The following is a 24,783-nucleotide window of genomic DNA, read 5'->3' on the forward strand; positions in this document are numbered from 1 at the left end:
CGCTCGTCACTCCGCCCCGGCCGCCGCGAAGGCGCCCCGCGCCATCCGGTGCAGCAGCTCCGCCGTCGCCCCGCGGCCCGGGAGCGAGCCGGGGCGGCCCAGGTGCGGGGTCGAGTTCAGGAGGCCGAAGACGGAGTGCACCGCCGAGCGGGCGGCGGGTTCCGCGATGCCCGGGTAGACCTCCCGCAGCACCTCCACCCACAGCTCGACGTACTGCCGCTGCAGCTGCCGCACGAGCTTGCGGTCGCTGTCCCGGAGGCGGTCCAGCTCGCGGTCGTGCAGGGTGATCAGGGGGCGGTCGTCGAGCGCGAAGTCGATGTGCCCTTCGATGAGCGAGTCGAGGACCGCGTCCGCAGAACCGCCGTCCGCTTCCGCCAGGCGCCGCTTGGCGCCGGTCAGCAGCTGGCCGCTGATCCCCACCAGCAGCTCGGCGAGCATCGCGTCCTTGCCCGCGAAGTGACGGTAGAGGCCGGGGCCGCTGATGCCGACGGCGGCACCTATCTCGTCGACTCCGACCCCGTGGAAACCGCGCTCGGCGAACAGTCGCGCGGCCTCCTTGAGGATCTGCTCGCGGCGGGTGGGGGCGTCGGTTCTGGTGGCCATGGAAGCAATTCTAGACAGGGAGGTTAGCGGTCGTTAACCTGAAGGAAATGGTTAACGCTCATTAACAGTCGACCACTGGGTGAGGGGACCGCAGGATGCACGAGGCACCGGAGCTGACGAGCGCGGCCGATCCCGCGTCGGAGGCCTGGCGGGCCAACGAGGCGGCGCACCGCGCGCTCGTCGAGGAGCTGCGCGGCAAGCTGGCCGCGGCGCGGCTCGGCGGCGGCGAGAAGGCGCGGGCCAGGCACACCGCGCGCGGGAAGCTGCTGCCGAGGGACCGGGTGGACACGCTGCTCGACCCGGGCTCGCCGTTCCTGGAGCTGGCGCCGCTGGCCGCCGACGGGATGTACGACGGGGCCGCACCCGCCGCCGGGGTCATCGCCGGGATCGGACGGGTCAGTGGCCGCGAGTGCGTGGTCGTCGCCAACGACGCCACCGTCAAGGGCGGCACGTACTACCCGATGACGGTGAAGAAGCATCTGCGCGCCCAGGAGGTGGCCCTGGAGAACCGCCTGCCGTGCATCTATCTGGTCGACTCCGGGGGCGCCTTCCTGCCCATGCAGGACGAGGTCTTCCCGGACCGTGACCACTTCGGGCGGATCTTCTACAACCAGGCCCGGCTGTCCGGGGCGGGGATCCCGCAGATCGCCGCGGTCCTCGGGTCGTGCACGGCGGGCGGGGCGTATGTGCCGGCGATGAGCGACGAGGCGGTCATCGTCCGGGGCCAGGGGACCATCTTCCTGGGCGGCCCGCCCCTGGTGAAGGCGGCCACCGGTGAAGTGGTGACCGCCGAGGAGCTCGGCGGCGGCGAGGTGCACTCCCGGGTCTCCGGTGTGACGGACCACCTGGCTCAGGACGACGCGCACGCGCTCAGGATCGTGCGGAACATCGCCGCCACGCTCCCCGCGCGCGGACCGCTGCCCTGGGAGGTCACGGCGGCCGCGGAACCCAAGGTGGATCCGTACGGCCTCTACGGCGCGGTACCGGTCGACCCCCGCACTCCGTACGACGTCCGGGAGATCATCGCGCGCGTGGTCGACGGCTCCCGTTTCGCCGAGTTCAAGGCCGAGTTCGGGCAGACCCTGGTCACCGGCTTCGCCCGGATCCACGGCCATCCGGTCGGGATCGTCGCCAACAACGGCATCCTGTTCTCCGAGTCCGCCCAGAAGGGCGCCCACTTCATCGAGCTGTGCGACCAGCGCGGCATCCCTCTGGTGTTCCTGCAGAACATCTCCGGCTTCATGGTCGGCAAGGACTACGAGGCGGGCGGCATCGCCAAGCACGGCGCGAAGATGGTGACGGCCGTGGCCTGCACCCGCGTGCCGAAGCTGACGGTCGTGGTCGGCGGCTCCTACGGCGCGGGCAACTACTCGATGTGCGGCCGCGCCTACTCCCCCCGCTTCCTGTGGATGTGGCCCGGCGCCAAGATCTCCGTCATGGGCGGCGAGCAGGCCGCCTCCGTCCTCGCGACCGTCAAGCGGGACCAGCTGGAGGCCCAGGGCCAGGACTGGCCGACGGAGGACGAGGAGGCCTTCAAGGCGCCGATCCGGCAGCAGTACGAGCGCCAGGGCAACGCCTACTACGCCACCGCCCGCCTCTGGGACGACGGCGTGATCGACCCGCTGGAGACCAGGCAGGTGCTGGGCCTCGCGCTGACCGCCTGTGCCAACGCGCCGCTGGGTGAGCCCCAGTTCGGCGTCTTCCGGATGTGAGGAGGGGACCCATGTTCGACACAGTGCTCGTGGCCAACCGGGGCGAGATCGCGGTCCGCGTGATCCGTACGCTCCGCTCGCTGGGCGTGCGCTCGGTGGCCGTCTTCTCCGACGCCGACGCCGACGCACGGCATGTCCGGGAGGCCGACACGGCGGTACGGATCGGTCCGGCGCCCGCGGCCGAGAGCTACCTCTCGGTGGAGCGGCTGCTGGAGGCCGCCGCGCGCACCGGCGCCCAGGCCGTCCATCCCGGGTACGGCTTCCTCGCGGAGAACGCCGGCTTCGCACGCGCGTGCGCCGACGCGGGGCTGGTGTTCATCGGGCCGCCCGCGGAGGCCATCGCTCTCATGGGCGACAAGATCCGCGCCAAGGAGACGGTGAAGGCGGCCGGGGTGCCGGTCGTCCCCGGGTCCAGTGGCAGCGGGCTCTCCGACGACCGACTCGCGGACGCCGCCCGGGAGATCGGGATGCCGGTGCTGCTGAAGCCGTCGGCCGGCGGTGGCGGCAAGGGCATGCGGCTGGTGCGGGACGCGGAGAAACTGGCGGACGAGATCGCCGCCGCCCGCCGCGAGGCCCGCGCCTCCTTCGGCGACGACACGCTCCTCGTCGAGCGGTGGGTGGACCGGCCCCGGCACATCGAGATCCAGGTCCTGGCGGACGGGCACGGGAACGTGGTGCACCTGGGCGAGCGCGAGTGCTCGCTGCAGCGCCGGCACCAGAAGATCATCGAGGAGGCGCCCAGCGTGCTCCTCGACGAGGAGACCCGGGCCGCGATGGGCGAGGCGGCGGTCCAGGCGGCCCGCTCGTGCGGGTACCGGGGCGCGGGCACGGTGGAGTTCATCGTGCCGGGCGGGGACCCCTCCTCGTACTACTTCATGGAGATGAACACCCGGCTCCAGGTGGAGCACCCGGTGACCGAACTGATCACCGGCCTCGATCTGGTGGAATGGCAGCTGCGGGTGGCGGCGGGCGAACAACTGCCGTACAAGCAGGGCGACATCACGCTGACCGGGCACGCGATCGAGGCCCGGGTGTGCGCTGAAGACCCCTCGCGCGGGTTCCTGCCGTCCGGTGGCACGGTGCTGCGGCTGCGCGAACCGCAGGGCGACGGCATCCGCACCGACTCCGGGCTCAGCGAGGGCTCGGAGGTCGGTTCGCTGTACGACCCGATGCTGTCCAAGGTGATCGCGTACGGGCCGGACCGGAAGACGGCGATCCGCAAGCTGCGGGCCGCCCTCGCGGAGACGGTGACGCTGGGCGTGCAGACGAACGCCGGGTTCCTGCGGCGGCTGCTGGCCCATCCGGCCGTCGTCGCGGGCGAGCTGGACACCGGGCTTGTGGAGCGGGAGGTGGACGGCCTCGTCTTCACGGACGTACCGGACGAGGTGTACGAGGCGGCGGCGGCCGTACGGCTGGAGGCCCTGGAGCCACGCGGGGAAGGCTGGACCGACCCGTTCTCCGTGCCGAGCGGCTGGCGTCTGGGCGGGGTACCGAAGCCCGTCGGCTTCCACCTGCGGGTGCAGGACCCCGTGGAGTACGTGCCGCGCGGCAGCCACACCCTCACCGACGACACCGTCTCCGTCACCCTCGACGGCGTCCGTCACACCTTCCACCGCGCCGCCGACTGGATCGGCCGCGACGGCGACGCCTGGCACGTGCGCGACCACGACCCGGTCGCCGCGTCCCTCACGGGTGCGCGGCACGCGGGCGCCGACTCGCTGACCGCGCCCATGCCCGGCACGGTCACGGTGGTGAAGGTCGCCGTCGGCGACGAGGTGAGTGCCGGGCAGAGCCTGCTGGTCGTCGAGGCGATGAAGATGGAGCACGTCATCTCCGCCCCGCACGCCGGCACGGTCGCCGAACTGGACGTCACTCCGGGCACGACGGTCGCCATGGACCAGGTGCTCGCGGTCATCACACCGGTCGAGAACTCGGCGGAGGAGGAGAAATGACGCTGCCCATGGCCGTACCCGCTCCCGGTCTGCCGGCCCGCGTCCGCATCCACGAGGTCGGCGCGCGTGACGGCCTGCAGAACGAGAAGTCGACGGTGCCGACTCAGGTGAAGGCGGAGTTCGTCCGCCGCCTGGCCGACGCGGGGCTCACGACGATCGAGGCGACGAGCTTCGTGCATCCCAAGTGGGTGCCCCAACTCGCCGACGCCGAGCAGCTGTTCCCGCAGATCAGCGATCTGCCGGTGGACCTCCCGGTCCTCGTCCCGAACGAACGCGGCCTGGATCGCGCCCTGGCGCTCGGCGCCGGTCGCGTCGCGGTGTTCGCCAGCGCCACGGAGTCCTTCGCCAAGGCCAACCTCAACCGCACGGTGGACGAGGCGCTGGCCATGTTCGAACCGGTGGTGGCCCGCGCCAAGTCCCAGCAGGTCCATGTCCGCGGCTACCTCTCCATGTGCTTCGGCGACCCCTGGGAGGGGGCGGTCCCGATCCCCCAGGTGGTCCGGGTCTGCAGGGCCCTGCTGGACATGGGCTGCGACGAACTGAGCCTCGGCGACACGATCGGGGTCGCGACGCCGGGCCACGTACGCGCCCTGCTGACCGACCTGGACGTCCCCGTCGAGACGGTGGGCGTCCACTTCCACGACACCTACGGCCAGGCCCTCGCCAACACCCTGGCCGCCCTCCAGTACGGCGTCACCACGGTCGACGCCTCCGCCGGCGGGCTCGGCGGCTGCCCGTACGCCAAGTCCGCCACCGGCAATCTCGCCACCGAGGACCTTGTGTGGATGCTTCAGGGTCTCGGCATCGACACCGGAGTCGACCTCGGCCGCCTCGTCGCCACCAGCGTGTGGATGGCCGAACAACTGGGCCGACCCAGCCCGTCCCGCACCGTCCGAGCCCTCTCCCACCAGGAGCAGTGATCACAGCCATGGACTACCGCCTGACCCCCGAGCTGGAGGAACTCCGGCGCACCGTCGAGGAGTTCGCGCACGACGTCGTGGCGCCCAAGATCGGCGAGTTCTACGAGCACCACGAGTTCCCCTACGAGATCGTCCGCGAGATGGGCCGCATGGGCCTGTTCGGGCTGCCGTTCCCCGAGGAGTACGGCGGCATGGGCGGCGACTATCTGGCGCTGGGCGTGGCGCTGGAGGAACTGGCCCGCGTGGACTCGTCCGTGGCCATCACCCTGGAGGCCGGTGTCTCCCTGGGCGCCATGCCGGTCCATCTCTTCGGCACCGAGGCACAGAAGCAGCAGTGGCTGCCGCGTCTGTGCTCGGGCGAGATCCTCGGTGCCTTCGGCCTCACGGAGCCGGACGGCGGCAGCGACGCCGGAGCCACCCGTACGACGGCCCGCCTCGACGAGGAGACGGACGAATGGGTCATCAACGGCACCAAGTGCTTCATCACCAACTCCGGCACGGACATCACGGGCCTGGTCACGGTGACGGCGGTGACCGGCCGCAAGCCGGACGGCAAACCGCTGATCTCCTCGATCATCGTCCCGTCCGGCACCCCGGGCTTCACGGTCGCGGCCCCGTACTCGAAGGTCGGCTGGAACGCCTCGGACACCCGTGAGCTGTCCTTCTCGGACGTCCGCGTCCCGGCCGCCAACCTGCTGGGCGAGAAGGGCCGCGGTTACGCCCAGTTCCTGCGCATCCTCGACGAGGGCCGGATCGCCATCGCCGCGCTCGCGACCGGGCTCGCCCAGGGCTGCGTGGACGAGTCCGTGAAGTACGCGAAGGAACGCCAGGCCTTCGGCCGTCCCATCGGCGCCAACCAGGCCATCCAGTTCAAGATCGCCGACATGGAGATGAAGGCCCACACCGCCCGGCTGGCCTGGCGCGACGCGGCCGCCCGTCTGGTGAGCGGCGCTCCCTTCAAGAAGGAGGCCGCGCTCGCCAAGCTCTACTCCTCCACCGTCGCCGTCGACAACGCGCGTGAGGCCACCCAGATCCACGGCGGCTACGGCTTCATGAACGAGTACCCGGTGGCCCGCATGTGGCGCGACTCCAAGATCCTGGAGATCGGCGAGGGCACCAGCGAGGTCCAACGGATGTTGATCGCAAGGGAGTTGGGGCTGGCGGGCTGATCGCAGGCACGGCACCACGGCTCCGGCTCACAGGCTGCTGACAGGTTCGGGCCGGGACGCCCGCACCCCTGGACATCGAGTTAGGTTAGGCTAACCTACGTTCAAAGTCGTCCGGCGGGCGTTCCGCCCCGTTCGAAAGCAGCCACCGCATGTCCAACGCCAGAGCCACCCATCCGACCCGGCGCGGCATCCTCGCCGCGGGCGGCGCCCTCGGCCTCGGGGCCGTGCTCGCGGCCTGCGGCGACGACGACGCGAAAAGCGGCGGCTCCGGCAACGGGACGACCGCCGCCAAGTCCGGCCCCTGGTCCTTCAAGGACGACCGCGGCACGACGGTGAAGCTCGACGAGGTGCCCTCGAACATCGTCGCGTTCACCGGTGTCGCCGCCGCGCTCCATGACTACGGCATCAGCGTCAAGGGCGTCTTCGGCCCCACCAGGACGGCGGACGGAAAGCCCGACGTCCAGGCCGGCGACATGGACATCAGCAAGGTCACGATCCTCGGCAACGTCTGGGACCAGTTCAACGTCGAGAAGTACGCGGCCCTCGCGCCCGACCTGCTCATCTCCACGATGTTCGACGCCACAGGCACCCTCTGGTACGTCCCCGAGACCTCCAAGGACAAGATCGCCAAGCTGGCTCCCAGCGTCGGCATCTCCGTCTACGACCGCCAGTTGACCGAGCCGCTGCAGCGCATGTGGGCGCTCGCGGAGTCGCTCGGCGCGGACATGACGGCGGCGAAGGTCACCGGGGCGAAGAAGAAGTTCGAGGCGGCCGCCGCCCGGCTGCGCAGGGCCGCGAAGGCCAAGCCCGACATCAAGGTGCTGGCCGGTTCCGCGAGCGACGAGCTCTTCTACGTCTCCGGTACGAACCTCTCCATCGACCTGGAGTACTTCAAGGCGCTCGGCGTGAACTTCGTCGAGCCCCCGGAGAAGGCGAAGGCCAAGGGTGGGGGCTGGTTCGAGTCGCTGAGCTGGGAGAACGTCGACAAGTACAAGGCCGACGTCATCATGATGGACGACCGGTCGTCGGCCATTCAGCCGGCTGACATCACCAAGGCGACGTGGAAGAAACTGCCGGCGGTGAAGGCCGGGCAGGTCATCTCCCGGTCGCCCGAGCCGATCTTGTCCTACGACAAGTGCACGCCGCTTCTCACGAACCTCGCCGAGGCGTTGGAGAAGGCGAAGAAGGTCAGCTAGACACTCCGCCGTAGGCCCACACCACCGTGATGAACTGCGGGTCCGTCGTGGCTGGTCGCGCAGTTCCCCGCGCCCCTACGGGGCGCGTCAACTCAGGGAGCACATGTGACCACCGCCGTAGCCGCCCCGTTCCGTTTCTTTGCCCTGCACGTCGTACGGACGAGGCGGCTCGGGTCGTCTCTGGTGCGGGTGACATTCGCCGGGGAGGACCTGAAGTACTTCGCCTCCCACGGACGGGATCAGTCCCTGTCCCTCTTCCTGCCGCACCCCGGGCAGAGCGAGCCCGCCGTACCGTACGAACTCGGCGACGGCTGGTGGCAGGGCTGGCATGAACTGCCCGACGGCGTACGGGCCGTGATGCGCTCGTACACACTGCGGAGCCTGCGGCGCGCGCCCGACGAGATCGACATCGACTTCGTGCTGCACACCCCGGCCGGCCTCGCCTCGCGGTGGGCCGCGGGGGCCGCCGCCGGGGATCGTGTCGTGGTGCTCGGGCCCGCGGTCGCGGACAACCGGGCGATCCGTTTCCGGCCGCCCGCGGACACCGATCTGATGCTGATCTGGGGGGACGAGACCGCCCTTCCTGCCGTGTCGGCGATCCTCGAGTCGCTGCCTGCCGATGCCCGCGCCCGGGTCTGGCTGGAGGTGCACGACGCCGGGGACATCCAGGACCTGGTGACCGCGGCCGACGCCGAGATCACCTGGCTGGTCCGGGGCGCAGACGGCGTCGAGGGGTCCCCCATGGTCCTCGACGCCCTGCGCACCGACCGACTCCCGCCCGCCGAGCACCCGTACGCCTGGATCGCGGGCGAGAGCGGAAGCGTGAAGCAGGTGCGGCGGCACCTCGTCGGGGAGCGGGGGATCGACCGGCGGCGGGTCACCTTCGTCGGCTACTGGCGACAGGGCCTGAGCGAGGAGCAGTTGCGCGAACAGGAGTGACGGCGGTCACGGGAGGGGCGGGATCAAACCCAAGTGACTTAGGTTAGGCTTACCTAAGTTGATCGAGGTCAGACCGGTCGCCTCGTCCCTCACCCCCGCCCGCACGGACCGTCCCCACCGGAGGACCCCCAATGCGTTCGCACCTGCTCAATGACCTGACCGCGGAGCACTACCGCCGCTCCGTGACCGAAGGAGTCGAGCGGGTGGCGGCCAAACTCGCCACCACCGACCGTCCGTTCACCGGTGTCACCGTCGACGCGCTCGCTCCCCGGATCGACGCCATCGACCTCGACCGGCCGCTGGGCGACACCGGCGCGGTCCTGGACGAGCTGGAGGACGTCTACCTCCGCGACGCGGTCTACTTCCACCACCCCCGCTACCTCGCCCACCTCAACTGCCCGGTCGTCATCCCGGCGGTGCTCGGCGAGGCCGTCCTGTCCGCCGTCAACTCCTCGCTGGACACCTGGGACCAGTCGGCCGGTGGCACCCTGATCGAGCGCAAGCTCATCGACTGGACGACCGCCCGTATCGGTCTCGGCCCCGCCGCGGACGGCGTGTTCACCTCCGGCGGCACCCAGTCCAACCTGCAGGCGCTGCTGCTGGCCCGCGAGGAGGCCAAGAGCGACTCTCTGGCGAAACTGCGCATCTTCGCCTCCGAGGTCGGCCACTTCAGCGTGCAGAAGTCCGCGAAACTGCTCGGCCTCGGGCCGGACGCGGTGGTCTCGATCCCCGTCGACCTCGACAAGCGGATGCAGACCGTCGCCCTCGCCCGTGAGCTGGAGCGCTGCCGGAAGGACGGCCTGATCCCCATGGCCGTCGTGGCCACCGCGGGCACCACCGACTTCGGCTCCATCGACCCGCTGCCGGAGATCGCCGAGCTGTGCGCCCGGTCCGGCGCCTGGCTGCACGTGGATGCGGCGTACGGCTGCGGGCTGCTCGCCTCGCTCAAGTACCGGGACCGCATCGAGGGCATCGAGCGCGCCGACTCGGTCACCGTCGACTACCACAAGTCCTTCTTCCAGCCGGTGAGTTCGTCCGCCGTGCTCGTGCGGGACGCCTCGACCCTGCGCCACGCCACCTACCACGCGGAGTACCTCAACCCGCGCCGTATGGTCACCGAGCGCATCCCCAACCAGGTCGACAAGTCCCTGCAGACCACCCGCCGCTTCGACGCCCTCAAGCTGTGGATGACGCTGCGCGTGATGGGCGCCGACGGCATCGGCGAACTCTTCGACGAGGTGTGCGACCTGGCACAGGAGGGCTGGAACCTCCTCGCCGCCGACCCCCGCTTCGACGTGGTCGTCCGGCCCTCCCTCTCCACCCTCGTCTTCCGTTACATCCCGGCCGCCGTCACCGACCCGGCCGAGATCGACCGCGCCAACCTGTACGCCCGGAGAGCCCTGTTCGCCTCCGGTGACGCGGTGGTCGCGGGCACCAAGGTGGGCGGCCGCCACTACCTGAAGTTCACCCTGCTCAACCCCGGAACGACGACCGAGGACATCGCCGCCGTCCTGGACCTGATAGCCGGCCACGCCGAGCAGTACCTGGGAGAGTCCCTTGACCGCGCGTCCTGAAAACCCGACCCCTCTTTCTGTGACTCATGACTTCGTGGGGATCGGGCTCGGCCCGTTCAACCTCGGCCTGGCCTGTCTGACCGAGCCGATCGCCGAGCTCGACGGCGTCTTCCTGGAGTCGAAGCCGGACTTCGAGTGGCATGCGGGCATGTTCCTTGACGGCGCCCATCTGCAGACCCCGTTCCTGTCGGACCTGGTCACCCTCGCCGACCCGACCTCGCCGTACTCCTTCCTCAACTATCTGAAGGAGAAGGGGCGGCTGTACTCGTTCTACATCCGCGAGAACTTCTACCCCCTTCGCGTCGAGTACGACGACTACTGCCGCTGGGCCGCGAACCACCTGACCAGCGTCCGCTTCAGCACGACGGTCACCGAGGTGACGTACGACGAAGGGGCACAGACCTACCTCGTACGCACCGAAGGCGGAGCCGTGTACCGCGCCCGTCACCTGGTCCTGGGCACGGGCACCCCGCCGCACATCCCCGAGTCCTGCCGGAACCTGGGCGGTGACTTCATCCACAACTCCCGGTATCTGCAGTACAAGGCGCAGCTGCAGCGCAAGGAGTCGATCACCCTCGTCGGTTCCGGTCAGTCCGCCGCCGAGATCTACTACGACCTGCTCAGCGAGATCGACGTCCACGGCTACCGGCTGAACTGGGTCACCCGCTCCCCGCGCTTCTTCCCCCTCGAATACACCAAGCTCACGCTGGAGATGACCTCCCCGGAGTACATCGACTACTACCGGGAGCTGCCGGAGGCCACCCGCTACCGGCTCGCGGCCGAGCAGAAGGGCCTGTTCAAGGGCATCGACGGCGACCTGATCAACGAGATCTTCGACCTGCTCTACCAGAAGAACCTCGGCGGCCCCGTGCCCACGCGTCTGCTCACCAACTCCTCACTGAACAGCGCCCGTTACGAGAACGGGGCGTACACGCTCTCCTTCCGTCAGGAGGAGCAGGAGAAGGACTACAAGATCGAGTCCGAGGGGCTGATCCTGGCCACCGGCTACAAGTACGCCGAGCCGGAGTTCCTGAAGCCCGTACGCGACCGGCTGCTCTACGACGCGCACGGCAACTTCGACGTCGCCCGCAACTACGCCATCGACACCACGGGCCGGGGCGTCTTCCTGCAGAACGCCGGCGTGCACACGCACAGCATCACCAGCCCCGACCTGGGCATGGGCGCCTACCGCAACAGCTACATCATCCGCGAGCTGCTCGGCACCGAGTACTACCCGGTCGAGAAGACCATCGCGTTCCAGGAGTTCACCGCATGAGCCCGACGATCTTCACCTTCCGCCCCCTCGACCCGCTGACCGACGCCGAACTCCTGCACCGCTGGGTCACCCACCCCAAGGCCGCGTTCTGGATGATGCAGGACGCGAAACCGGAGGACGTCGAGCGCGCCTACACGGAGATCGCGGCCGACGAGCACCATCACGCGCTGCTCGGGCTCGACAGGGACGGCGCACCCGCCTTCCTGATGGAGTACTACGACCCCGCCCACCGCGAACTGGTCGGCCTCTACGAGCCGCAGCCGGGCGACATCGGCATGCACTTCCTGACCCCCGCCACCGACGCGCCCGTGCACGGCTTCACCCGGTCCGTGATCACCGCTGTGATGGCGCGCCTCTTCGAGGACCCGGCGGTGCGGCGCGTCGTCGTCGAGCCGGACGTCTCCAACAGGGCCGTCCACGCCCTGAACGAGGCCGTCGGATTCGTGCCCGAACGCGAGATCCAGAAGCCGGAGAAGAAGGCGCTGCTGAGCTTCTGCACGCGCGAGCAGTTCGAGAACGCGGTGGTGCCCGCATGACCCTCGCCGACGCCGTGGCCCACCTCTCCCCCGAGCGCTGGGAGCAGGCCAACCGCCTACTGGTCCGCAAGGCCCTCGCCGAGTTCGCGCACGAGCGCCTCCTCACGCCGGAAGCCACCGGCGCGAACGGGTACGTCGTCCGCAGCGACGACGGCCTGACCCGCTACCGCTTCACCGCCACGCGCCGCGCCCTCGACCACTGGCAGATCGACGCCCTCTCGATCACCCGCCACCGCGACGGCACCGAACTCCCCCTCGCGGCCCTGGACTTCTTCATCGAGCTGAGGGGGGCGCTGGGCCTGAGCGACGAGATCCTCCCGGTCTACCTGGAGGAGATCTCCTCCACCCTCTCCGGCACCTGCTACAAGCTCACCAAGCCGCAGATCCCGGCCGCCGAGCTGGCCCGCTCCGGCTTCCAGGCCGTCGAGGCCGGTATGACCGAGGGCCACCCCTGCTTCGTCGCCAACAACGGACGGCTCGGCTTCGGCATCCACGAGTACCTGTCGTACGCCCCCGAGACCGCGAGCCCCGTCCGTCTGGTGTGGCTGGCCGCGCACAGGTCGCGCGCCGCCTTCACGGCGGGGGCCGGGATCGAGTACGAGACCTTCGTACGGGAGGAGCTGGGCGAGCAGACCGTCGAGCGGTTCCACGGCATCCTGCGCGAGCAGGACCTGGACCCCGCCGACTACCTCCTCGTCCCCGTCCACCCCTGGCAGTGGTGGAACAAGCTCACCGTCACCTTCGCCGCCGAGGTCGCCCGCCGGCACCTGGTGTGCCTGGGCGAGGGCGAGGACGAGTACCTGGCGCAGCAGTCCATCCGGACCTTCTTCAACAGCTCGCACCCCGAGAAGCACTATGTGAAGACCGCCCTGTCGGTCCTCAACATGGGCTTCATGCGCGGACTGTCGGCCGCCTACATGGAGGCCACCCCGGCCATCAACGACTGGCTGGCGCAGCTCATCGAGGGCGACCCGGTGCTGAAGTCCACCGGCCTGTCGGTCATCCGCGAGCGGGCCGCGGTCGGCTACCGGCACCTGGAGTACGAGAAGGCCACGGACCGCTACTCGCCGTACCGAAAGATGCTCGCGGCCCTCTGGCGCGAGAGCCCGGTCTCCGGCCTCCGAGACGGCGAGTCGCTCGCCACCATGGCCTACCTCCTCCACGTCGACCACGAGGGCGCGTCCGTCGCTGGCGCGCTGATCGAGCAGTCGGGCCTGGCGCCGACGGAGTGGCTGCGGCACTACCTGCGGGCGTACTTCACCCCGCTCCTGCACAGCTTCTACGCCTACGACCTGGTCTACATGCCGCACGGCGAGAACGTGATCCTGGTCCTGAAGGACGGGGTCGTACAGCGCGCGATCTACAAGGACATCGCCGAGGAGATCGCCGTCATGGACCCGGACGCGGTGCTGCCGCCGACGGTGGAGCGGCTGCGCGTGGACGTCCCGGAGGACAAGAAACTCCTGTCGGTCTTCACGGACGTCTTCGACTGCTTCTTCCGCTTCCTCGCCGCGAACCTCGCGACCGAGGGAATCCTGGAGGAGGACGACTTCTGGCGGACGGTCGCCGAGGTCACCCGCGAGTACCAGGCGTCGGTCCCCGAACTCGCCGAGAAGTTCGAACGGTACGACATGTTCGCCCCGGAGTTCGCACTGTCCTGCCTCAACCGGCTCCAGCTCCGCAACAACAGGCAGATGGTCGACCTGGCAGACCCGGCGGCCGCCCTCCAACTGATCGGAACCCTCAAAAACCCCGTCGCGGGGTTCTGATCAAGACGGACGGGCGTCCCCGGAGTACGGTCCTCCGGGGGCGCCCGTCGACGTCCGGCGCCTGTAGCGCCCTTAGGGGCGCGGGGCTGTATCAATGTGCGGCTCCGCCGCGTGGGCGCGACCAGCCCCCACCGGCGGTCAGACGAATCACCACGGGACCTCCGGCGACCGGTAGTAACCAATCCCCAGCGCATCCCACCGCGCAGCCTGCGCAGCCAACCGCACCTTGTAGGCGTCCCAGTCGTGCGTCGCCGCCGGCGACCAGCCGAGCTCGGCCGCCCCCGCGAGCCGCGGGAACACCATGGAGTCGATGTCGGCGTCCGTCACGATCGTCTCGGTCCACAGCGGCGCCTCGACGCCCCGGATCGCCGACCTCGGCGCTCCTGCAAGGTAGTTGCCGGGGTCCCAGTCGTACGACCGCTTCACCTCGACCAGCCCGGCCCAGTCCTGCCCGAGCGGGGTGTCCTCCGTGTACTTCATGTCGAGGTAGATCCGGTCGGCGGGCGAGAGGATCAGCCCGGTCCCGTTCTGCGCGGCCTTCGCGACCTGCGCCTTCTCCGCCGCGTCGGTGTCGTCCAGGCCCCAGTACTGGGCGATCGCCCCCTTGGCCGGGTGCGCGCCGGTGATCTGGTGCCAGGCGATCACCGTCTTGCCGTACTTGGCGACGACCGGCTGCACCCGGTCCATGAACTTCACATAGTCCTCGTGGCTGGTGGAGTGCGCCTCGTCGCCGCCGATGTGGAGATAGCGGCCGGGCGTGATGGCGGCCAGCTCACGGATGACGTCGTCCACGAAGTCGTACGTGACGTCCTTGCCGACGCACAGCGAGCTGAAGCCGACTTCGGTGCCGGTGTAGAGCGGGGGCGCCGTGCCGTTGCAGTTCAGTTCGGCGTACGAGGCGAGGGCCGCGTTGGTGTGGCCGGGCATGTCGATCTCGGGGACGACCTCCAGATAACGGGAGGCGGCGTACCGGACGATCTCCTGGTAGTCGGCCTTGGTGTAGTGGCCGCCTCCGCCGCCGCCCACCTCCGTCGAGCCGCCGTAGGCCGCAAGGCGCGGCCAGGAGTCGATGGCGATGCGCCAGCCCTGGTCGTCGCTGAGGTGCAGATGCAGCTTGTTGACCTTGTAGAGGGCGAGCTCGTCGATGTAGCGCTTGACCTGGGCGACCGTGAAGAAGTGCCGGGAGACGTCGAGCATCGCCCCGCGGTAGGCGTAGCGCGGGCTGTCCTCGATCGTGCCGCCGGCGACCACCCACGGTCCGGGCTGTACGGACTTCTTCTCCACCGCGGGCGGCAGGAGCTGACGCAGGGTCTGGACGCCGTGGAAGAGGCCGGCGGGTTCGGCGGCGGTGATGGTGACGCCGTCCCGGCCGCTGTCGAGGCGGTAGCCCTCCGCGCCGAACGGGCCCTTGGACAGCCGGAGTCGGATGCCTCCGCCGCCCTGCGTCACCAGGGGCAGGAGGTAGCCGGTCGACGGGCGCAGGATCTCCGCGAGGTACTCGCCGATCCGGCGGGCCTCGCGGGTGTCGTCCACGCGGATACGGGTGCCGCGCGTGATGCGGTACGGAGAGCCGCCCGGGGTGACCGATGCGGGGGCCGGGACCACCCGGTCGAGCGGGGTGGCCTTCGGCGCCGGTGCCGCGCCCACCGTGAACGCGCCCGCCGCCGCCACGAGCAGCAGACATCCGAGAACTCGGGCCATACGGGGAGTCGTTCTGTGCCGTCTCACATGCACTCCCTTCAGGATTGGTAGAGACCACTCTCTCGCAGAACCGATGAAACAATCCCCCCATGGCGGAAATCATCCAGAAGGACGGCACATGGGCCTTCGACGGCGACGCCCTTCGGCTGACGCCCGGGCGGGACAAGAACGTCAGCCTGCTGCGCCGGGCACTGGGTGAACTCGTCGTCCCGCTGGGCGCGTTGGCGGGGATCTCCTTCGAGCAGGGCAAGAAGGCGGGGCGGCTGAGGCTCAGGCTGCGCGACGGCGCCGACCCGCTGCTGCACGCCTCCGGCGGCCGGCTCACCGAGCCCAACGACCCGTACCAACTGCTCGTCGAGTCCGACCGCTACGGGGTGGCGGAGTACTTCACCGACGAGGTCCGCAATGCCCTGCTGCTCGACGAGGTCCCGTCCGACCCGGTGGACGAGTATCTGCTCCCCGGCCCGTCCCTCCCGCTCTCCGTCTCGGCCGGGGACGGCACCGCGAGCTTCGACGGCGAGCAGATCCGCCTGGAGTGGAACTGGAAGACGGAGGACGCCAAGGCCGCCGCCGGCACCCGCACCCTGGCCGTCACCGACGTCGTCGCCGTGGAGTGGCAGCCCGCGGCCGGCCTGGAGAACGGGTATCTGCGCTTCACCGTACGGGGCGCGGCCACCAAGGCTCCGCCCAAGTACGACCCCCACTCCGTGGAACTGTGGGGTTTCAAGAAGGACCCGCTGATGGCACTGGTCGCGGCGGCCGTGCAGGCCCGGCTGCCGCACCCTTCGGCGGCCCCCGTGGACGCACCGCCGAAACAGCTCGAGGAGCCGCCCCGGGACGACCACGACGCGCTGCTGCGGCGGCTGCGGGAACTGGGTGAGCTGCACCGCACGGGTGTCCTGACGGACGAGGAGTTCACCATGGCCAAACAGGCGGTCCTCAAGCGCTTGTGACGCCGGTGAGGACCGCCTGCGACGCGTACGCCCTGCCTTCGGGGTGTACGCCTACTTGGCCTTGCGCGCCACCGTGAAGTGGTCGATGCGGTCACCGGTCTCGGCGATGCCCGACACCTTCAGCTTGGCGTAGTGCCCCTTCGAGGCGGGCTCGACGTCCACGCGCAGGAAGGAGTAGTTGAGGTAGCGCACCCGGGACCAGGCGACGGTCTCGTTGACCTTGCCGTCCTTGGTGTTGATGAACGAGGCGACGGAGTCGACCTCGTGCTCGTGCCCCTCGTAGGAGTCCGGCGCGGTGAACGCGTACAGGCTGCGGCCCGCCGCGCCCGCCGTCACGTACACGACGCCCTCGGTCTCGGGGTACGCGGTCTCGCCGATCGGCAGCTTCTTGGTGACCTGGTTGCCCTTGATCACGTCGGTGCGCTCGTACTGGTGGTTGTGGCCGTTGATGACCAGGTCCACCGTGTACTTCTCGAACAGCGGCACCCACTCCTGTCGCACGCCCCCCTCCGAGGCGTGCGCGGTGGAGGTGCAGTAGGCGCAGTGGTGGAAGAACACGACGATGAAGTCGATGTCCTTCGACTCCCGGAACTTCTTCAGCTGCGCCTCGAACCATGTGGTCTGGGTGCCGCCGGAGATGCCGAGGTTGGCGGGGATCTCGTACGACACGTCGTTCGGGTCGAGCGAGATGATCGCGGTGTTGCCGTGGACGAAGGAGTAGACGCCCGGCAGGTTCGCCTTGTCCGGCCCGTTGTCGGGCAGCGTGAAGCGGGCCTCCTCGCCGCCGTAGCCGTTGGGCGAGTACCAGGCCTCCATGTCGTGGTTGCCGTAACTCACCATCCACGGCACGGACTTGGCGACCGACTCGGTCTGGGCGAGGAACTGGTCCCACACCCGCGAGTCGAAGCCGGTGTCGGCGGACTTGCCCTGGCCGGCCGGGTCGGCGTAGGCGATGTCGCCGGCGTGCAGGTGGAAGGACGGGTTCTGGCCGAGGATCAGGCTGTCGTTGGCCAGACCGTGGTAGCTGACGCCCTGGTCGCCGAAGGCCGTGAAGGTGAACGGCTTCTTGTGCCTGGGGGCGGTGGTGAAGGTGCCCAGGGTGCCGAGCAGGTGCGGCTCGGCCGGGTCGAAGCCCTGGTGGCCGACACCGTAGTAGTACGTCTTCCCCGGGCGCAGGTGGGTGAGCTTGGCGTGGAGGTAGTACTGCGTGTGGTCGCCGCTGGCGCCGACGCCGGCCGGGGTGTAGAGGCTGCGGACCTCGGCCTCGATCTTGCGGGAGAGGTCCCAGGGGTGGGCGCCGATGCGGATGAAGGGCTTCTGCACCGCGACCGGCACCTGCCAGGAGACGGTCATCTCGGTGCTGGCGTCGCTGCCGTAGGCGAGGTGGCGGCCGAACGGGGCGACGAGCGAGCCGTCGACCGTCTCGGTCGCGGGGGCGGTCCGCTGCGTGGGAACGGCGGCCTGGGCCACCGCACCCGTCACGAACGCGCCACCGGTGACGGCGCCGATCGTCACGGCGCCGCCTCTCATCAGGTTGCGCCGCGAGAATCTCGCGCGCAGGTACTCGTGCTGCTCGGCCATGCTCATGCGCTCGGCCAGCTGCTCCGGTACTCCCATACGAGGTATGTCCATGGCGTCTGAAACTCGCCGACATGAGCAACGGCGCGCAAGACTCAGGATGGACAGCTTGCGAACAGAGGTTCACAAGAACCTCAACAGTCACCACGACAGCAGCTTGCCCGATATCGGGCAGGATTCTTGCGAAACGGCGTCCGGTGGCTCAGGATCTACCGGGTGCACGACGAACTTGTTGATCACCTGACGCGGTCCACGCCCCTGAGCAGGGGCGAGGCACTGCGGGTGATCCAGGACGTGCTCGCCTACTTCGACGAGACGACCGAGGAGTACGTCCGTCGCCGCCACCGCGAGCTGCAGGCCCAGGGCCTGGTGAACGCGGAGATCTTCGAACGGATCGAGGCGGACCTGAAATACCGGGCGGTCGCGCCGCCGGAGCTTACGCTCAGGCAGTTGCGCCGCATCGTCTACGGCTAGGACTACGTATATATGTGCGGAATCGTCGGATACATCGGGAAGCGTGATGTGGCGCCCCTCCTGCTGGAGGGCCTGCAGCGGCTCGAATACCGCGGCTACGACTCGGCCGGCATCGTCGTGACGTCCCCCAAGGCGACCGGCCTGAAGCTGGTCAAGGCCAAGGGCCGGGTCCGCGACCTGGAGGCCAAGGTCCCGGCCCGCTTCAAGGGCACGACCGGCATCGCCCACACCCGCTGGGCCACCCACGGCGCCCCCTCCGACGTGAACGCGCACCCGCACCTGGACGCCGAGGGCAAGGTCGCCGTCGTCCACAACGGCATCATCGACAACGCGTCCGACCTGCGCCGCAAGCTGGAGGCGGACGGCGTCGAGTTCCTCTCCGAGACGGACACCGAGGTCCTCGTCCACCTCATCGCCCGCGCCCAGGCCGAGACCCTGGAGGAGAAGGTCCGCGAGACCCTCCGGGTCATCGAGGGCACGTACGGCATCGCGGTGATGCACGCCGACTTCCCGGACCGGATCGTGGTGGCCCGAAACGGCTCCCCGGTCGTCCTCGGCATCGGCGAGAAGGAGATGTTCGTCGCCTCGGACATCGCCGCCCTGGTCGCCCACACACGGCAGATAGTGACTCTCGGCGACGGCGAGATGGCCACCCTCAAGGCCGACGACTTCCGCACGTACACGACGGAGGGCACCCGCACCACGGCGGAGCCCACCACCGTGGAGTGGGAGGCCGCCTCGTACGACATGGGCGGCCACGACACCTACATGCACAAGGAGATCCACGAGCAGGCCGACGCCGTGGACCGCGTGCTGCGCGGCCGCATCGACGACCGTTTCTCCACCGTGCACCTCGGCGGCCTCAACCTGGACGCCCGCGAGGCCCGCCAGATCCGCCGGGTGAAGATCCTCGGCTGCGGCACCTCGTACCACGCGGGCATGATCGGCGCCCAGATGATCGAGGAGCTGGCCCGTATCCCGGCGGACGCCGAGCCGGCCTCCGAATTCCGCTACCGCAACGCGGTCGTGGACCCCGACACCCTCTACGTGGCCGTCTCCCAGTCCGGCGAGACCTACGACGTCCTCGCGGCCGTCCAGGAGCTCAAGCGCAAGGGCGCGCGGGTCTTCGGCATCGTGAACGTGGTCGGCTCGGCGATCGCCCGCGAGGCGGACGCCGGCATCTACGTCCACGCGGGCCCCGAGGTCTGCGTCGTCTCGACGAAGTGCTTCACCAACACCACGGTCGCCTTCGCCCTGCTCGCCCTGCACCTGGGCCGCACCCGCGACCTCTCGGTCCGCGACGGCAAGCGGATCATCGAGGGCCTGCGCAGGCTCCCCGCCCAGATCACCGAGATCCTGGCGCAGGAAGAGGAGATCAAGAAGCTGGCCGAGCAGTACGCCGACGCCCGCTCGATGCTCTTCATCGGCCGCGTCCGGGGCTACCCGGTGGCCCGCGAGGCCTCCCTCAAGCTCAAGGAGGTCTCGTACATCCACGCCGAGGCCTATCCCGCCTCCGAGCTCAAGCACGGCCCCCTGGCCCTCATCGAGCCGGCCCTCCCCACGGTCGCGATCGTCCCCGACGACGACCTCCTGGAGAAGAACCGCGCCGCCATGGAGGAGATCAAGGCCCGCAGCGGCCGCATCCTCGCGGTGGCCCACCAGCACGAGGAGAAGGCCGACGAGACGATCATCGTCCCGAAGAACGAGGACGAGCTCGACCCCATCCTGATGGGCATCCCCCTCCAACTCCTCGCCTACCACACGGCCTTGGCCCTGGGCAGGGACATCGACAAGCCGAGGAACCTCGCGAAGTCCGTGACGGTCGAGTAGCGCCCCGAAGGGGCGCGGGGCTGTATCGATTTGCGGCTCCGCCGCGTGGGCGCGAGCAACCACGACGCACCCGCAGAGGCCAACGAACAGAAGGGACCCCCACGTGCCGCCACCATGGCACGCGGGGGTCCATTCAACGCCGGGGCCGCCCAATACCCCGACGCAGGCTGCCCTTTAGCCGGTGGCCGTCACCCCCCGGCCGGCAGCACGCCGAGGAAGTACCGTCGGCCAGTGCGCGAGGGCCGCGGTCGCCGCGTACCAGGCGACCGCCCCCGCCGCCACGGCGAACCAACCGCCCACCTTCGCAAGCGAACCGCTCGTCGCGAACTGCCCGATCGCGAGAAGCACGAGCGACACGAAGAACAACCCGTAGGTGCCCTGCGTGAGTTGGTCCCCACCCGCGAGGGTGAGCGACAACGCCACGAGGGCGAACAGCAGCAGGAACAGCCCGGCCGCGTTGGCGGACATCGCCGCCCCGGCGGTGACGGCCCAGATGAACCACAGCGCGCCGAGCGCCGAGTACGCCGTCCCGTTGACGGAGTCACCGTCACGGAAGGCGAGGAGTCCGGCGACGAAGAGCGCAACGCCGCCTACGTAGTGGGCCAGTGAGACGGCGTCAGCGGCCGACACGCCATTGATCACGTGGGTGTATCCGAGTCCGAACGCCAACAGGGTGACACCCAGGGCGAGTCGGCCGACCACGGTAGTGGTTCCGCTTCCCGCGGAGACGTCGTTGTCCACGGCGGGCTCCCTTCATGCATGTGCAGTTGTGCGGTGACCGATATATGCCCTTCACAAAGGCACAAACACCTCTACGCGCGAGTAGATTTGCGCGCCGCACAAACAAGGGAGACCGTTCCCAGATCGCATCTCACCTGGGAGAACGAGGAGTTACGGAATGACAACGACGGGCCGCTTCGCCCGCTTGGCGAGCCGCCCCGCGACGGAGCCGAAAATCCGCCCCACGATGCCCTGCGTGGAGCCGACGACGATCGCGTCCGCCTCGTACTCCCGCCCCACCTCTTCGAGTTCGTGGCAGATGTCGCCGCCGCGCTCGACCAGGATCCAGGGCACCTCGGCCAGATAGTCCGCACAGGCGAGCTCGAGCCCCAGCACCTCGGTGCGGTGGTCCGGCACGTCGACGAAGACCGGCGGCTCGCAGCCGGCCCACACCGTGGTGGGCAGCCGGTTGGCGACGTGCACGATGATCAGGCCCGATCCGGAACGGTGGGCCATGCCGATCGCATAGGCGAGGGCGCGCTCACTGGACGTGGAACCGTCGAAGCCGACGACCACGCCGTGCTTGAAGGCTGGATCGCAGGAATGGCGTGGCTCTTCGGCCGCCTGGGGCTCGGCCGCCGTGGGATCGGCGACGGGGCGCTTGCGGTCCGCGGGTTCGAAGAATTCGTGACCGGCCATGGCTGTCTCGGCGTTTTGATCCTTTATGGGAGGGCCCGCGAGCGGAGCTCGCTGACGGGATGCAGCATGTGCGGCGGAGCTGTGTCCGGGAATCATCTTCCCAACCCCATACCCCCAAGGGTACGGCGGCACGCCTCCTTAGCCCAGATCCCGCCCACCCTGCGTGGGGGTTCCAGGGAGCATGCACGAGGGTGCGCCCGTAACGCAATGGTTGCTGCGGTGTACAGGCGGTTTGCACAGGGTTCACTTGCCCGGAGGCCCGGTGGCGGCGGCGTACAGTGACCGCCCGGTCGAACACGCGTTGAACACCGAGACCCAGGCCCCAGGGAGCACGCATGTCCGGACCGCACCCCACCCCCGAGACTCCCCGCGCGACCGCCCCGCCCCAGGACACCGTGAGCGATGTCGTCCGCTGGGCGGCGTTCAGCTGCGTCCTCGTCCCCGTGGTCCTTCTCTGGTACGGCACCTCGCTCGCCGGCGCCGCGGGCACGGCGTTCGGTCTCGCCGCCGTCACCGCGGTGTGCCGGCTGCTGCTGCGCCAGTCCGAGCGCGTGGCGGCCCGCCCGCCGAGCGAGGATCACACGTCCCGTCGCGGCCGCCATCACAGGAGCGGCACGGGTGCTCACAGAGGCAGGCGTCACACTGGGGGAAGTACACCGGTCGGCTGACCGGTTTCCGCGCACGCGCCCGATGCTTTTCAGCCAACTTCCGGACCCCGTGCATCCCCTGCCCCGACCACCCCCCAACCCCCGTTCCACCTGCAGAGAAAGGGGCCCGGGGGCCCCGCGTACCCTACGTGGATTGGCCACTGCGACAAGGCGCACTTCCCTGCACGGCCCACGAGTGCAACGCTTCGTGATCGAATGCTTCACGCCAAGTTGCCATGTCGACAATGTGCCGGTTGGCGAACTGGTCACACCGGCACCGCGCGACACAGTAGATTCGATCTTGACGTCTTACGGCGGGGGACTCGTGCAGGACCGAGGGGAAACGTGCAGGAGCGACACAACCGAGGAGCCGCGACCACCGAGGGGGGCTTAGCAGTATGAGCCACGACTCCACTGCCGCGCCGGAAGCCGCGGCCCGGAAGCTTTCCGGGCGACGCCGCAAGGAGATCGTCGCGGTGCTGCTGTTCAGCGGCGGCCCCATCTTCGAGAGTTCCATACCGCTGTCGGTGTTCGGTATCGACCGCCAGGACGCCGGCGTGCCGCGCTACCGACTGCTGGTGTGCGGCGGCGAGGAAGGCCCACTGCGGACCACAGGGGGCCTGGAACTCACCGCGCCACATGGCCTGGAGGCGATATCGCGCGCCGGTACGGTCGTCGTACCGGCCTGGCGCTCGATCACGTCTCCGCCGCCGGAGGAGGCGCTCGACGCACTGCGCCGGGCGCACGAGGAGGGCGCCCGCATAGTCGGGCTGTGCACCGGCGCCTTCGTACTGGCGGCGGCGGGCCTGCTGGACGGCCGCCCCGCGACGACACACTGGATGTACGCGCCGACGCTGGCCAAGCGCTACCCGTCGGTGCACGTGGATCCGAGAGAACTGTTCGTGGACGACGGAGACGTGCTGACGTCCGCCGGTACGGCGGCCGGAATCGATCTCTGTCTCCACATCGTGCGGACGGACCACGGCAACGAGGCGGCGGGCGCGCTGGCCCGGCGTCTGGTCGTGCCGCCGCGCCGGTCGGGCGGTCAGGAGCGCTACCTCGATCGGTCTTTACCAGAGGAGATCGGCGCCGACCCGCTCGCGGAGGTCGTCGCCTGGGCGCTGGAGCACCTCCACGAGCAGTTCGACGTGGAGACCCTCGCCGCCCGTGCGTACATGAGCCGGCGCACCTTCGACCGCCGGTTCCGCTCGCTCACCGGCAGCGCCCCGCTGCAGTGGCTGATCACCCAGCGGGTGCTGCAGGCGCAGCGGCTGCTCGAGACGTCGGACTACTCGGTGGACGAGGTCGCGGGCCGCTGCGGCTTCCGTTCGCCGGTGGCCCTGCGCGGGCACTTCCGCCGTCAGCTGGGGTCGTCCCCGGCGGCCTACCGTGCCGCGTACCGCGCTCGGCGTCCGCAGGGCGACAAGCCGGCCGACGCGGAGGGTGCGGCCGGGGCGCCGGTGCCCATGCCGCTGCTGCATCCGGAGGGGCCGGTTCCGCTGCAGAGCCGGCGCGCGGCGGCGAGTGCCGTCGGATCGGGTCCGTCGCTTTCCGCCGCGGCCGCGGGGGAGAACGGCCGCGAGGCCTATGCGACGAGCCGGGCGAGCCTGCCGGGGCAGCGCAGCGGTACGTGACGGCGAGGAGGGGGCGGGTGACCGAGGCCACCCGCCCCCTCCTCCCGTACCCCTGCTCCTCGAACACCAGAGGGGCCGATTTTGCGGGCGCCAGCCTTAGGGTGGTCGCATGAACGATCGCATGGTGTGGATCGACTGCGAGATGACCGGCCTCTCGCTGTCCGACGACGCTCTCATCGAGGTGGCCGCCCTCGTCACCGACTCCGAGCTGAACATCCTCGGCGAAGGTGTCGACATCGTCATCCGTCCGCCGGCCAAGGCACTGGAGACGATGCCGGAGGTGGTGCGTCAGATGCACACCGCGTCCGGGCTGCTGGACGAACTCGCCGGCGGCACGACGGTGGCCGACGCGGAGGAACAGGTCCTCGCCTACGTCCGCGAACACGTCAAGGAACCCGGCAAGGCCCCCCTGTGCGGCAACTCGGTCGGCACCGACCGCGGCTTCCTGCTCCGCGACATGCCGACGCTCGAGGACTATCTCCACTACCGGATCGTCGACGTGTCGAGCGTCAAGGAGCTCGCCCGGCGCTGGTACCCGCGGGCGTACTTCAACAGCCCCGAGAAGAACGGCAACCACCGCGCACTCGCCGACATCCGCGAGTCCATCGCGGAACTGCGCTACTACCGCGAGGCGATCTTCGTGCCGCAGCCCGGCCCCGACTCCGACACCGCGAGGTCGATCGCCGCGAAGCACGTCCTGCCTGCGGAGTAACGCCCCCGAGGGGGCGCCGCAAAAGGCGTGCGCGAGCACCCCTTCGGACCCTGTACACTTTTTCTCGGCCGGTCGGAAAACCACGAAGTAGACCGCCGGTCGTGGTGGGTGTAGCTCAGCTGGTAGAGCACCTGGTTGTGGTCCAGGATGTCGCGGGTTCGAGTCCCGTCACTCACCCTGAGTAATCAG

General features: G+C 69.6%; 21 protein-coding genes and 1 tRNA gene. 17 read left to right on the forward strand and 5 right to left on the reverse strand.

Features of this window, described 5'->3' with window-relative positions; translation table 11 throughout:
- Positions 1–6: 6 nt before the first annotated feature.
- Positions 7–603, reverse strand: coding sequence for a TetR/AcrR family transcriptional regulator (locus ACFY1U_RS38185; protein WP_390698642.1), 597 nt, complete (start codon positions 601–603; stop codon positions 7–9).
- A 95-nt stretch (positions 604–698) separates the two neighbouring features.
- On the opposite strand from ACFY1U_RS38185, the gene ACFY1U_RS38190 reads away from it, so the two are divergent.
- From ACFY1U_RS38190 to ACFY1U_RS38235, 10 genes are all read left to right on the forward strand, one after another.
- Entirely contained in the window at positions 699–2,315 is a 1,617-nt protein-coding gene (locus ACFY1U_RS38190) for a carboxyl transferase domain-containing protein (protein WP_390698643.1), read from the forward strand.
- Positions 2,316–2,326: 11 nt separating this feature from the next.
- Positions 2,327–4,267, forward strand: coding sequence for an acetyl/propionyl/methylcrotonyl-CoA carboxylase subunit alpha (locus ACFY1U_RS38195; protein ID WP_390698644.1), 1,941 nt, complete (start codon positions 2,327–2,329; stop codon positions 4,265–4,267).
- Positions 4,264–5,187: a hydroxymethylglutaryl-CoA lyase gene (locus ACFY1U_RS38200; RefSeq protein ID WP_390698645.1), complete on the forward strand. Its 924-nt coding sequence runs from the start codon at positions 4,264–4,266 to the stop codon at positions 5,185–5,187. Before ACFY1U_RS38195 ends, ACFY1U_RS38200 begins: the two co-directional genes overlap by 4 nt.
- A gap of 8 nt (positions 5,188–5,195) precedes the next feature.
- Positions 5,196–6,356: an acyl-CoA dehydrogenase family protein gene (locus tag ACFY1U_RS38205; RefSeq protein ID WP_390698646.1), complete on the forward strand. Its 1,161-nt coding sequence runs from the start codon at positions 5,196–5,198 to the stop codon at positions 6,354–6,356.
- Between the two features lie 149 nt (positions 6,357–6,505).
- Positions 6,506–7,552, forward strand: a complete 1,047-nt coding sequence (locus ACFY1U_RS38210; protein WP_390698647.1) for an ABC transporter substrate-binding protein — start codon at positions 6,506–6,508, stop codon at positions 7,550–7,552.
- Positions 7,553–7,657: 105 nt separating this feature from the next.
- Entirely contained in the window at positions 7,658–8,491 is an 834-nt protein-coding gene (locus ACFY1U_RS38215) for a siderophore-interacting protein (RefSeq protein WP_390698648.1), read from the forward strand.
- Positions 8,492–8,622: 131 nt separating this feature from the next.
- The gene (gene desA / locus ACFY1U_RS38220; protein WP_390698649.1) at positions 8,623–10,065 is read left to right on the forward strand and encodes a lysine decarboxylase DesA; all 1,443 of its coding nucleotides are present in this window, start codon (positions 8,623–8,625) and stop codon (positions 10,063–10,065) included.
- Entirely contained in the window at positions 10,049–11,341 is a 1,293-nt protein-coding gene (locus ACFY1U_RS38225) for a lysine N(6)-hydroxylase/L-ornithine N(5)-oxygenase family protein (protein ID WP_390698650.1), read from the forward strand. Before desA ends, ACFY1U_RS38225 begins: the two co-directional genes overlap by 17 nt.
- Positions 11,338–11,877 carry a GNAT family N-acetyltransferase gene (locus ACFY1U_RS38230; protein ID WP_390698651.1) on the forward strand — a complete coding sequence of 180 codons (540 nt, stop codon included), beginning with the start codon at positions 11,338–11,340 and terminating at the stop codon, positions 11,875–11,877. Before ACFY1U_RS38225 ends, ACFY1U_RS38230 begins: the two co-directional genes overlap by 4 nt.
- The gene (locus ACFY1U_RS38235; protein ID WP_390698652.1) at positions 11,874–13,646 is read left to right on the forward strand and encodes an IucA/IucC family protein; all 1,773 of its coding nucleotides are present in this window, start codon (positions 11,874–11,876) and stop codon (positions 13,644–13,646) included. Before ACFY1U_RS38230 ends, ACFY1U_RS38235 begins: the two co-directional genes overlap by 4 nt.
- 147 nt (positions 13,647–13,793) lie before the next feature.
- Here the strand turns inward: ACFY1U_RS38235 and ACFY1U_RS38240 are convergent, their stop codons facing one another.
- Entirely contained in the window at positions 13,794–15,347 is a 1,554-nt protein-coding gene (locus ACFY1U_RS38240) for a beta-N-acetylhexosaminidase (protein ID WP_390698653.1), read from the reverse strand.
- A gap of 89 nt (positions 15,348–15,436) precedes the next feature.
- Between ACFY1U_RS38240 and ACFY1U_RS38245 the strand changes: the two genes are divergently transcribed.
- Positions 15,437–16,300: a DUF4429 domain-containing protein gene (locus ACFY1U_RS38245; RefSeq protein WP_390698654.1), complete on the forward strand. Its 864-nt coding sequence runs from the start codon at positions 15,437–15,439 to the stop codon at positions 16,298–16,300.
- Positions 16,301–16,351: 51 nt separating this feature from the next.
- On the opposite strand, the gene ACFY1U_RS38250 is transcribed toward ACFY1U_RS38245, so the two are convergent.
- Positions 16,352–17,917, reverse strand: coding sequence for a purple acid phosphatase family protein (locus tag ACFY1U_RS38250; protein ID WP_390698655.1), 1,566 nt, complete (start codon positions 17,915–17,917; stop codon positions 16,352–16,354).
- A 177-nt stretch (positions 17,918–18,094) separates the two neighbouring features.
- Here ACFY1U_RS38250 and ACFY1U_RS38255 point away from each other — a divergent pair, with 177 nt between their 5' ends.
- The gene (locus ACFY1U_RS38255) at positions 18,095–18,352 is read left to right on the forward strand and encodes a hypothetical protein (protein WP_365831513.1); all 258 of its coding nucleotides are present in this window, start codon (positions 18,095–18,097) and stop codon (positions 18,350–18,352) included.
- Positions 18,353–18,364: 12 nt separating this feature from the next.
- Positions 18,365–20,182: a glutamine--fructose-6-phosphate transaminase (isomerizing) gene (glmS, locus tag ACFY1U_RS38260; protein WP_390698656.1), complete on the forward strand. Its 1,818-nt coding sequence runs from the start codon at positions 18,365–18,367 to the stop codon at positions 20,180–20,182.
- A gap of 174 nt (positions 20,183–20,356) precedes the next feature.
- On the opposite strand, the gene ACFY1U_RS38265 is transcribed toward glmS, so the two are convergent.
- The gene (locus tag ACFY1U_RS38265) at positions 20,357–20,923 is read right to left on the reverse strand and encodes a GPR1/FUN34/YaaH family transporter (RefSeq protein ID WP_390698657.1); all 567 of its coding nucleotides are present in this window, start codon (positions 20,921–20,923) and stop codon (positions 20,357–20,359) included.
- 150 nt (positions 20,924–21,073) lie between these two features.
- Positions 21,074–21,601 carry a universal stress protein gene (locus ACFY1U_RS38270; protein ID WP_115908015.1) on the reverse strand — a complete coding sequence of 176 codons (528 nt, stop codon included), beginning with the start codon at positions 21,599–21,601 and terminating at the stop codon, positions 21,074–21,076.
- A gap of 335 nt (positions 21,602–21,936) precedes the next feature.
- Between ACFY1U_RS38270 and ACFY1U_RS38275 the strand changes: the two genes are divergently transcribed.
- The 4 genes from ACFY1U_RS38275 (at position 21,937) to ACFY1U_RS38290 (ending at position 24,771) form a co-directional block, all read left to right on the forward strand.
- Positions 21,937–22,269, forward strand: coding sequence for a hypothetical protein (locus tag ACFY1U_RS38275; protein ID WP_390698658.1), 333 nt, complete (start codon positions 21,937–21,939; stop codon positions 22,267–22,269).
- 377 nt (positions 22,270–22,646) lie between these two features.
- Positions 22,647–23,882, forward strand: a complete 1,236-nt coding sequence (locus ACFY1U_RS38280; protein ID WP_390698659.1) for a helix-turn-helix domain-containing protein — start codon at positions 22,647–22,649, stop codon at positions 23,880–23,882.
- A gap of 109 nt (positions 23,883–23,991) precedes the next feature.
- The gene (gene orn, locus ACFY1U_RS38285; RefSeq protein ID WP_390698660.1) at positions 23,992–24,594 is read left to right on the forward strand and encodes an oligoribonuclease; all 603 of its coding nucleotides are present in this window, start codon (positions 23,992–23,994) and stop codon (positions 24,592–24,594) included.
- A gap of 104 nt (positions 24,595–24,698) precedes the next feature.
- Positions 24,699–24,771 (forward strand) — tRNA-His (locus ACFY1U_RS38290).
- The last annotated feature ends 12 nt before the right edge of the window (positions 24,772–24,783 follow it).

The sequence above is a fragment of the Streptomyces sp. NPDC001351 genome, from assembly GCF_042896045.1.
Taxonomy (GTDB): Bacteria; Actinomycetota; Actinomycetes; order Streptomycetales; family Streptomycetaceae; genus Streptomyces.

What these genes read in the sequence shown, in the direction of transcription:
- ACFY1U_RS38185 (WP_390698642.1), bottom strand. Translation starts at nt 603, where the DNA reads ATGGCCACCAGAACCGACGCCCCCACCCGCCGCGAGCAGATCCTCAAG.
- ACFY1U_RS38190 (WP_390698643.1), top strand. Translation starts at nt 699, where the DNA reads ATGCACGAGGCACCGGAGCTGACGAGCGCGGCCGATCCCGCGTCGGAG.
- ACFY1U_RS38195 (WP_390698644.1), top strand. Translation starts at nt 2,327, where the DNA reads ATGTTCGACACAGTGCTCGTGGCCAACCGGGGCGAGATCGCGGTCCGC.
- ACFY1U_RS38200 (WP_390698645.1), top strand. Translation starts at nt 4,264, where the DNA reads ATGACGCTGCCCATGGCCGTACCCGCTCCCGGTCTGCCGGCCCGCGTC.
- ACFY1U_RS38205 (WP_390698646.1), top strand. Translation starts at nt 5,196, where the DNA reads ATGGACTACCGCCTGACCCCCGAGCTGGAGGAACTCCGGCGCACCGTC.
- ACFY1U_RS38210 (WP_390698647.1), top strand. Translation starts at nt 6,506, where the DNA reads ATGTCCAACGCCAGAGCCACCCATCCGACCCGGCGCGGCATCCTCGCC.
- desA (WP_390698649.1), top strand. Translation starts at nt 8,623, where the DNA reads ATGCGTTCGCACCTGCTCAATGACCTGACCGCGGAGCACTACCGCCGC.
- ACFY1U_RS38230 (WP_390698651.1), top strand. Translation starts at nt 11,338, where the DNA reads ATGAGCCCGACGATCTTCACCTTCCGCCCCCTCGACCCGCTGACCGAC.
- ACFY1U_RS38235 (WP_390698652.1), top strand. Translation starts at nt 11,874, where the DNA reads ATGACCCTCGCCGACGCCGTGGCCCACCTCTCCCCCGAGCGCTGGGAG.
- ACFY1U_RS38240 (WP_390698653.1), bottom strand. Translation starts at nt 15,347, where the DNA reads ATGGCCCGAGTTCTCGGATGTCTGCTGCTCGTGGCGGCGGCGGGCGCG.
- ACFY1U_RS38245 (WP_390698654.1), top strand. Translation starts at nt 15,437, where the DNA reads ATGGCGGAAATCATCCAGAAGGACGGCACATGGGCCTTCGACGGCGAC.
- ACFY1U_RS38250 (WP_390698655.1), bottom strand. Translation starts at nt 17,917, where the DNA reads ATGGGAGTACCGGAGCAGCTGGCCGAGCGCATGAGCATGGCCGAGCAG.
- glmS (WP_390698656.1), top strand. Translation starts at nt 18,365, where the DNA reads ATGTGCGGAATCGTCGGATACATCGGGAAGCGTGATGTGGCGCCCCTC.
- ACFY1U_RS38270 (WP_115908015.1), bottom strand. Translation starts at nt 21,601, where the DNA reads ATGGCCGGTCACGAATTCTTCGAACCCGCGGACCGCAAGCGCCCCGTC.
- ACFY1U_RS38275 (WP_390698658.1), top strand. Translation starts at nt 21,937, where the DNA reads ATGTCCGGACCGCACCCCACCCCCGAGACTCCCCGCGCGACCGCCCCG.
- ACFY1U_RS38280 (WP_390698659.1), top strand. Translation starts at nt 22,647, where the DNA reads ATGAGCCACGACTCCACTGCCGCGCCGGAAGCCGCGGCCCGGAAGCTT.
- orn (WP_390698660.1), top strand. Translation starts at nt 23,992, where the DNA reads ATGAACGATCGCATGGTGTGGATCGACTGCGAGATGACCGGCCTCTCG.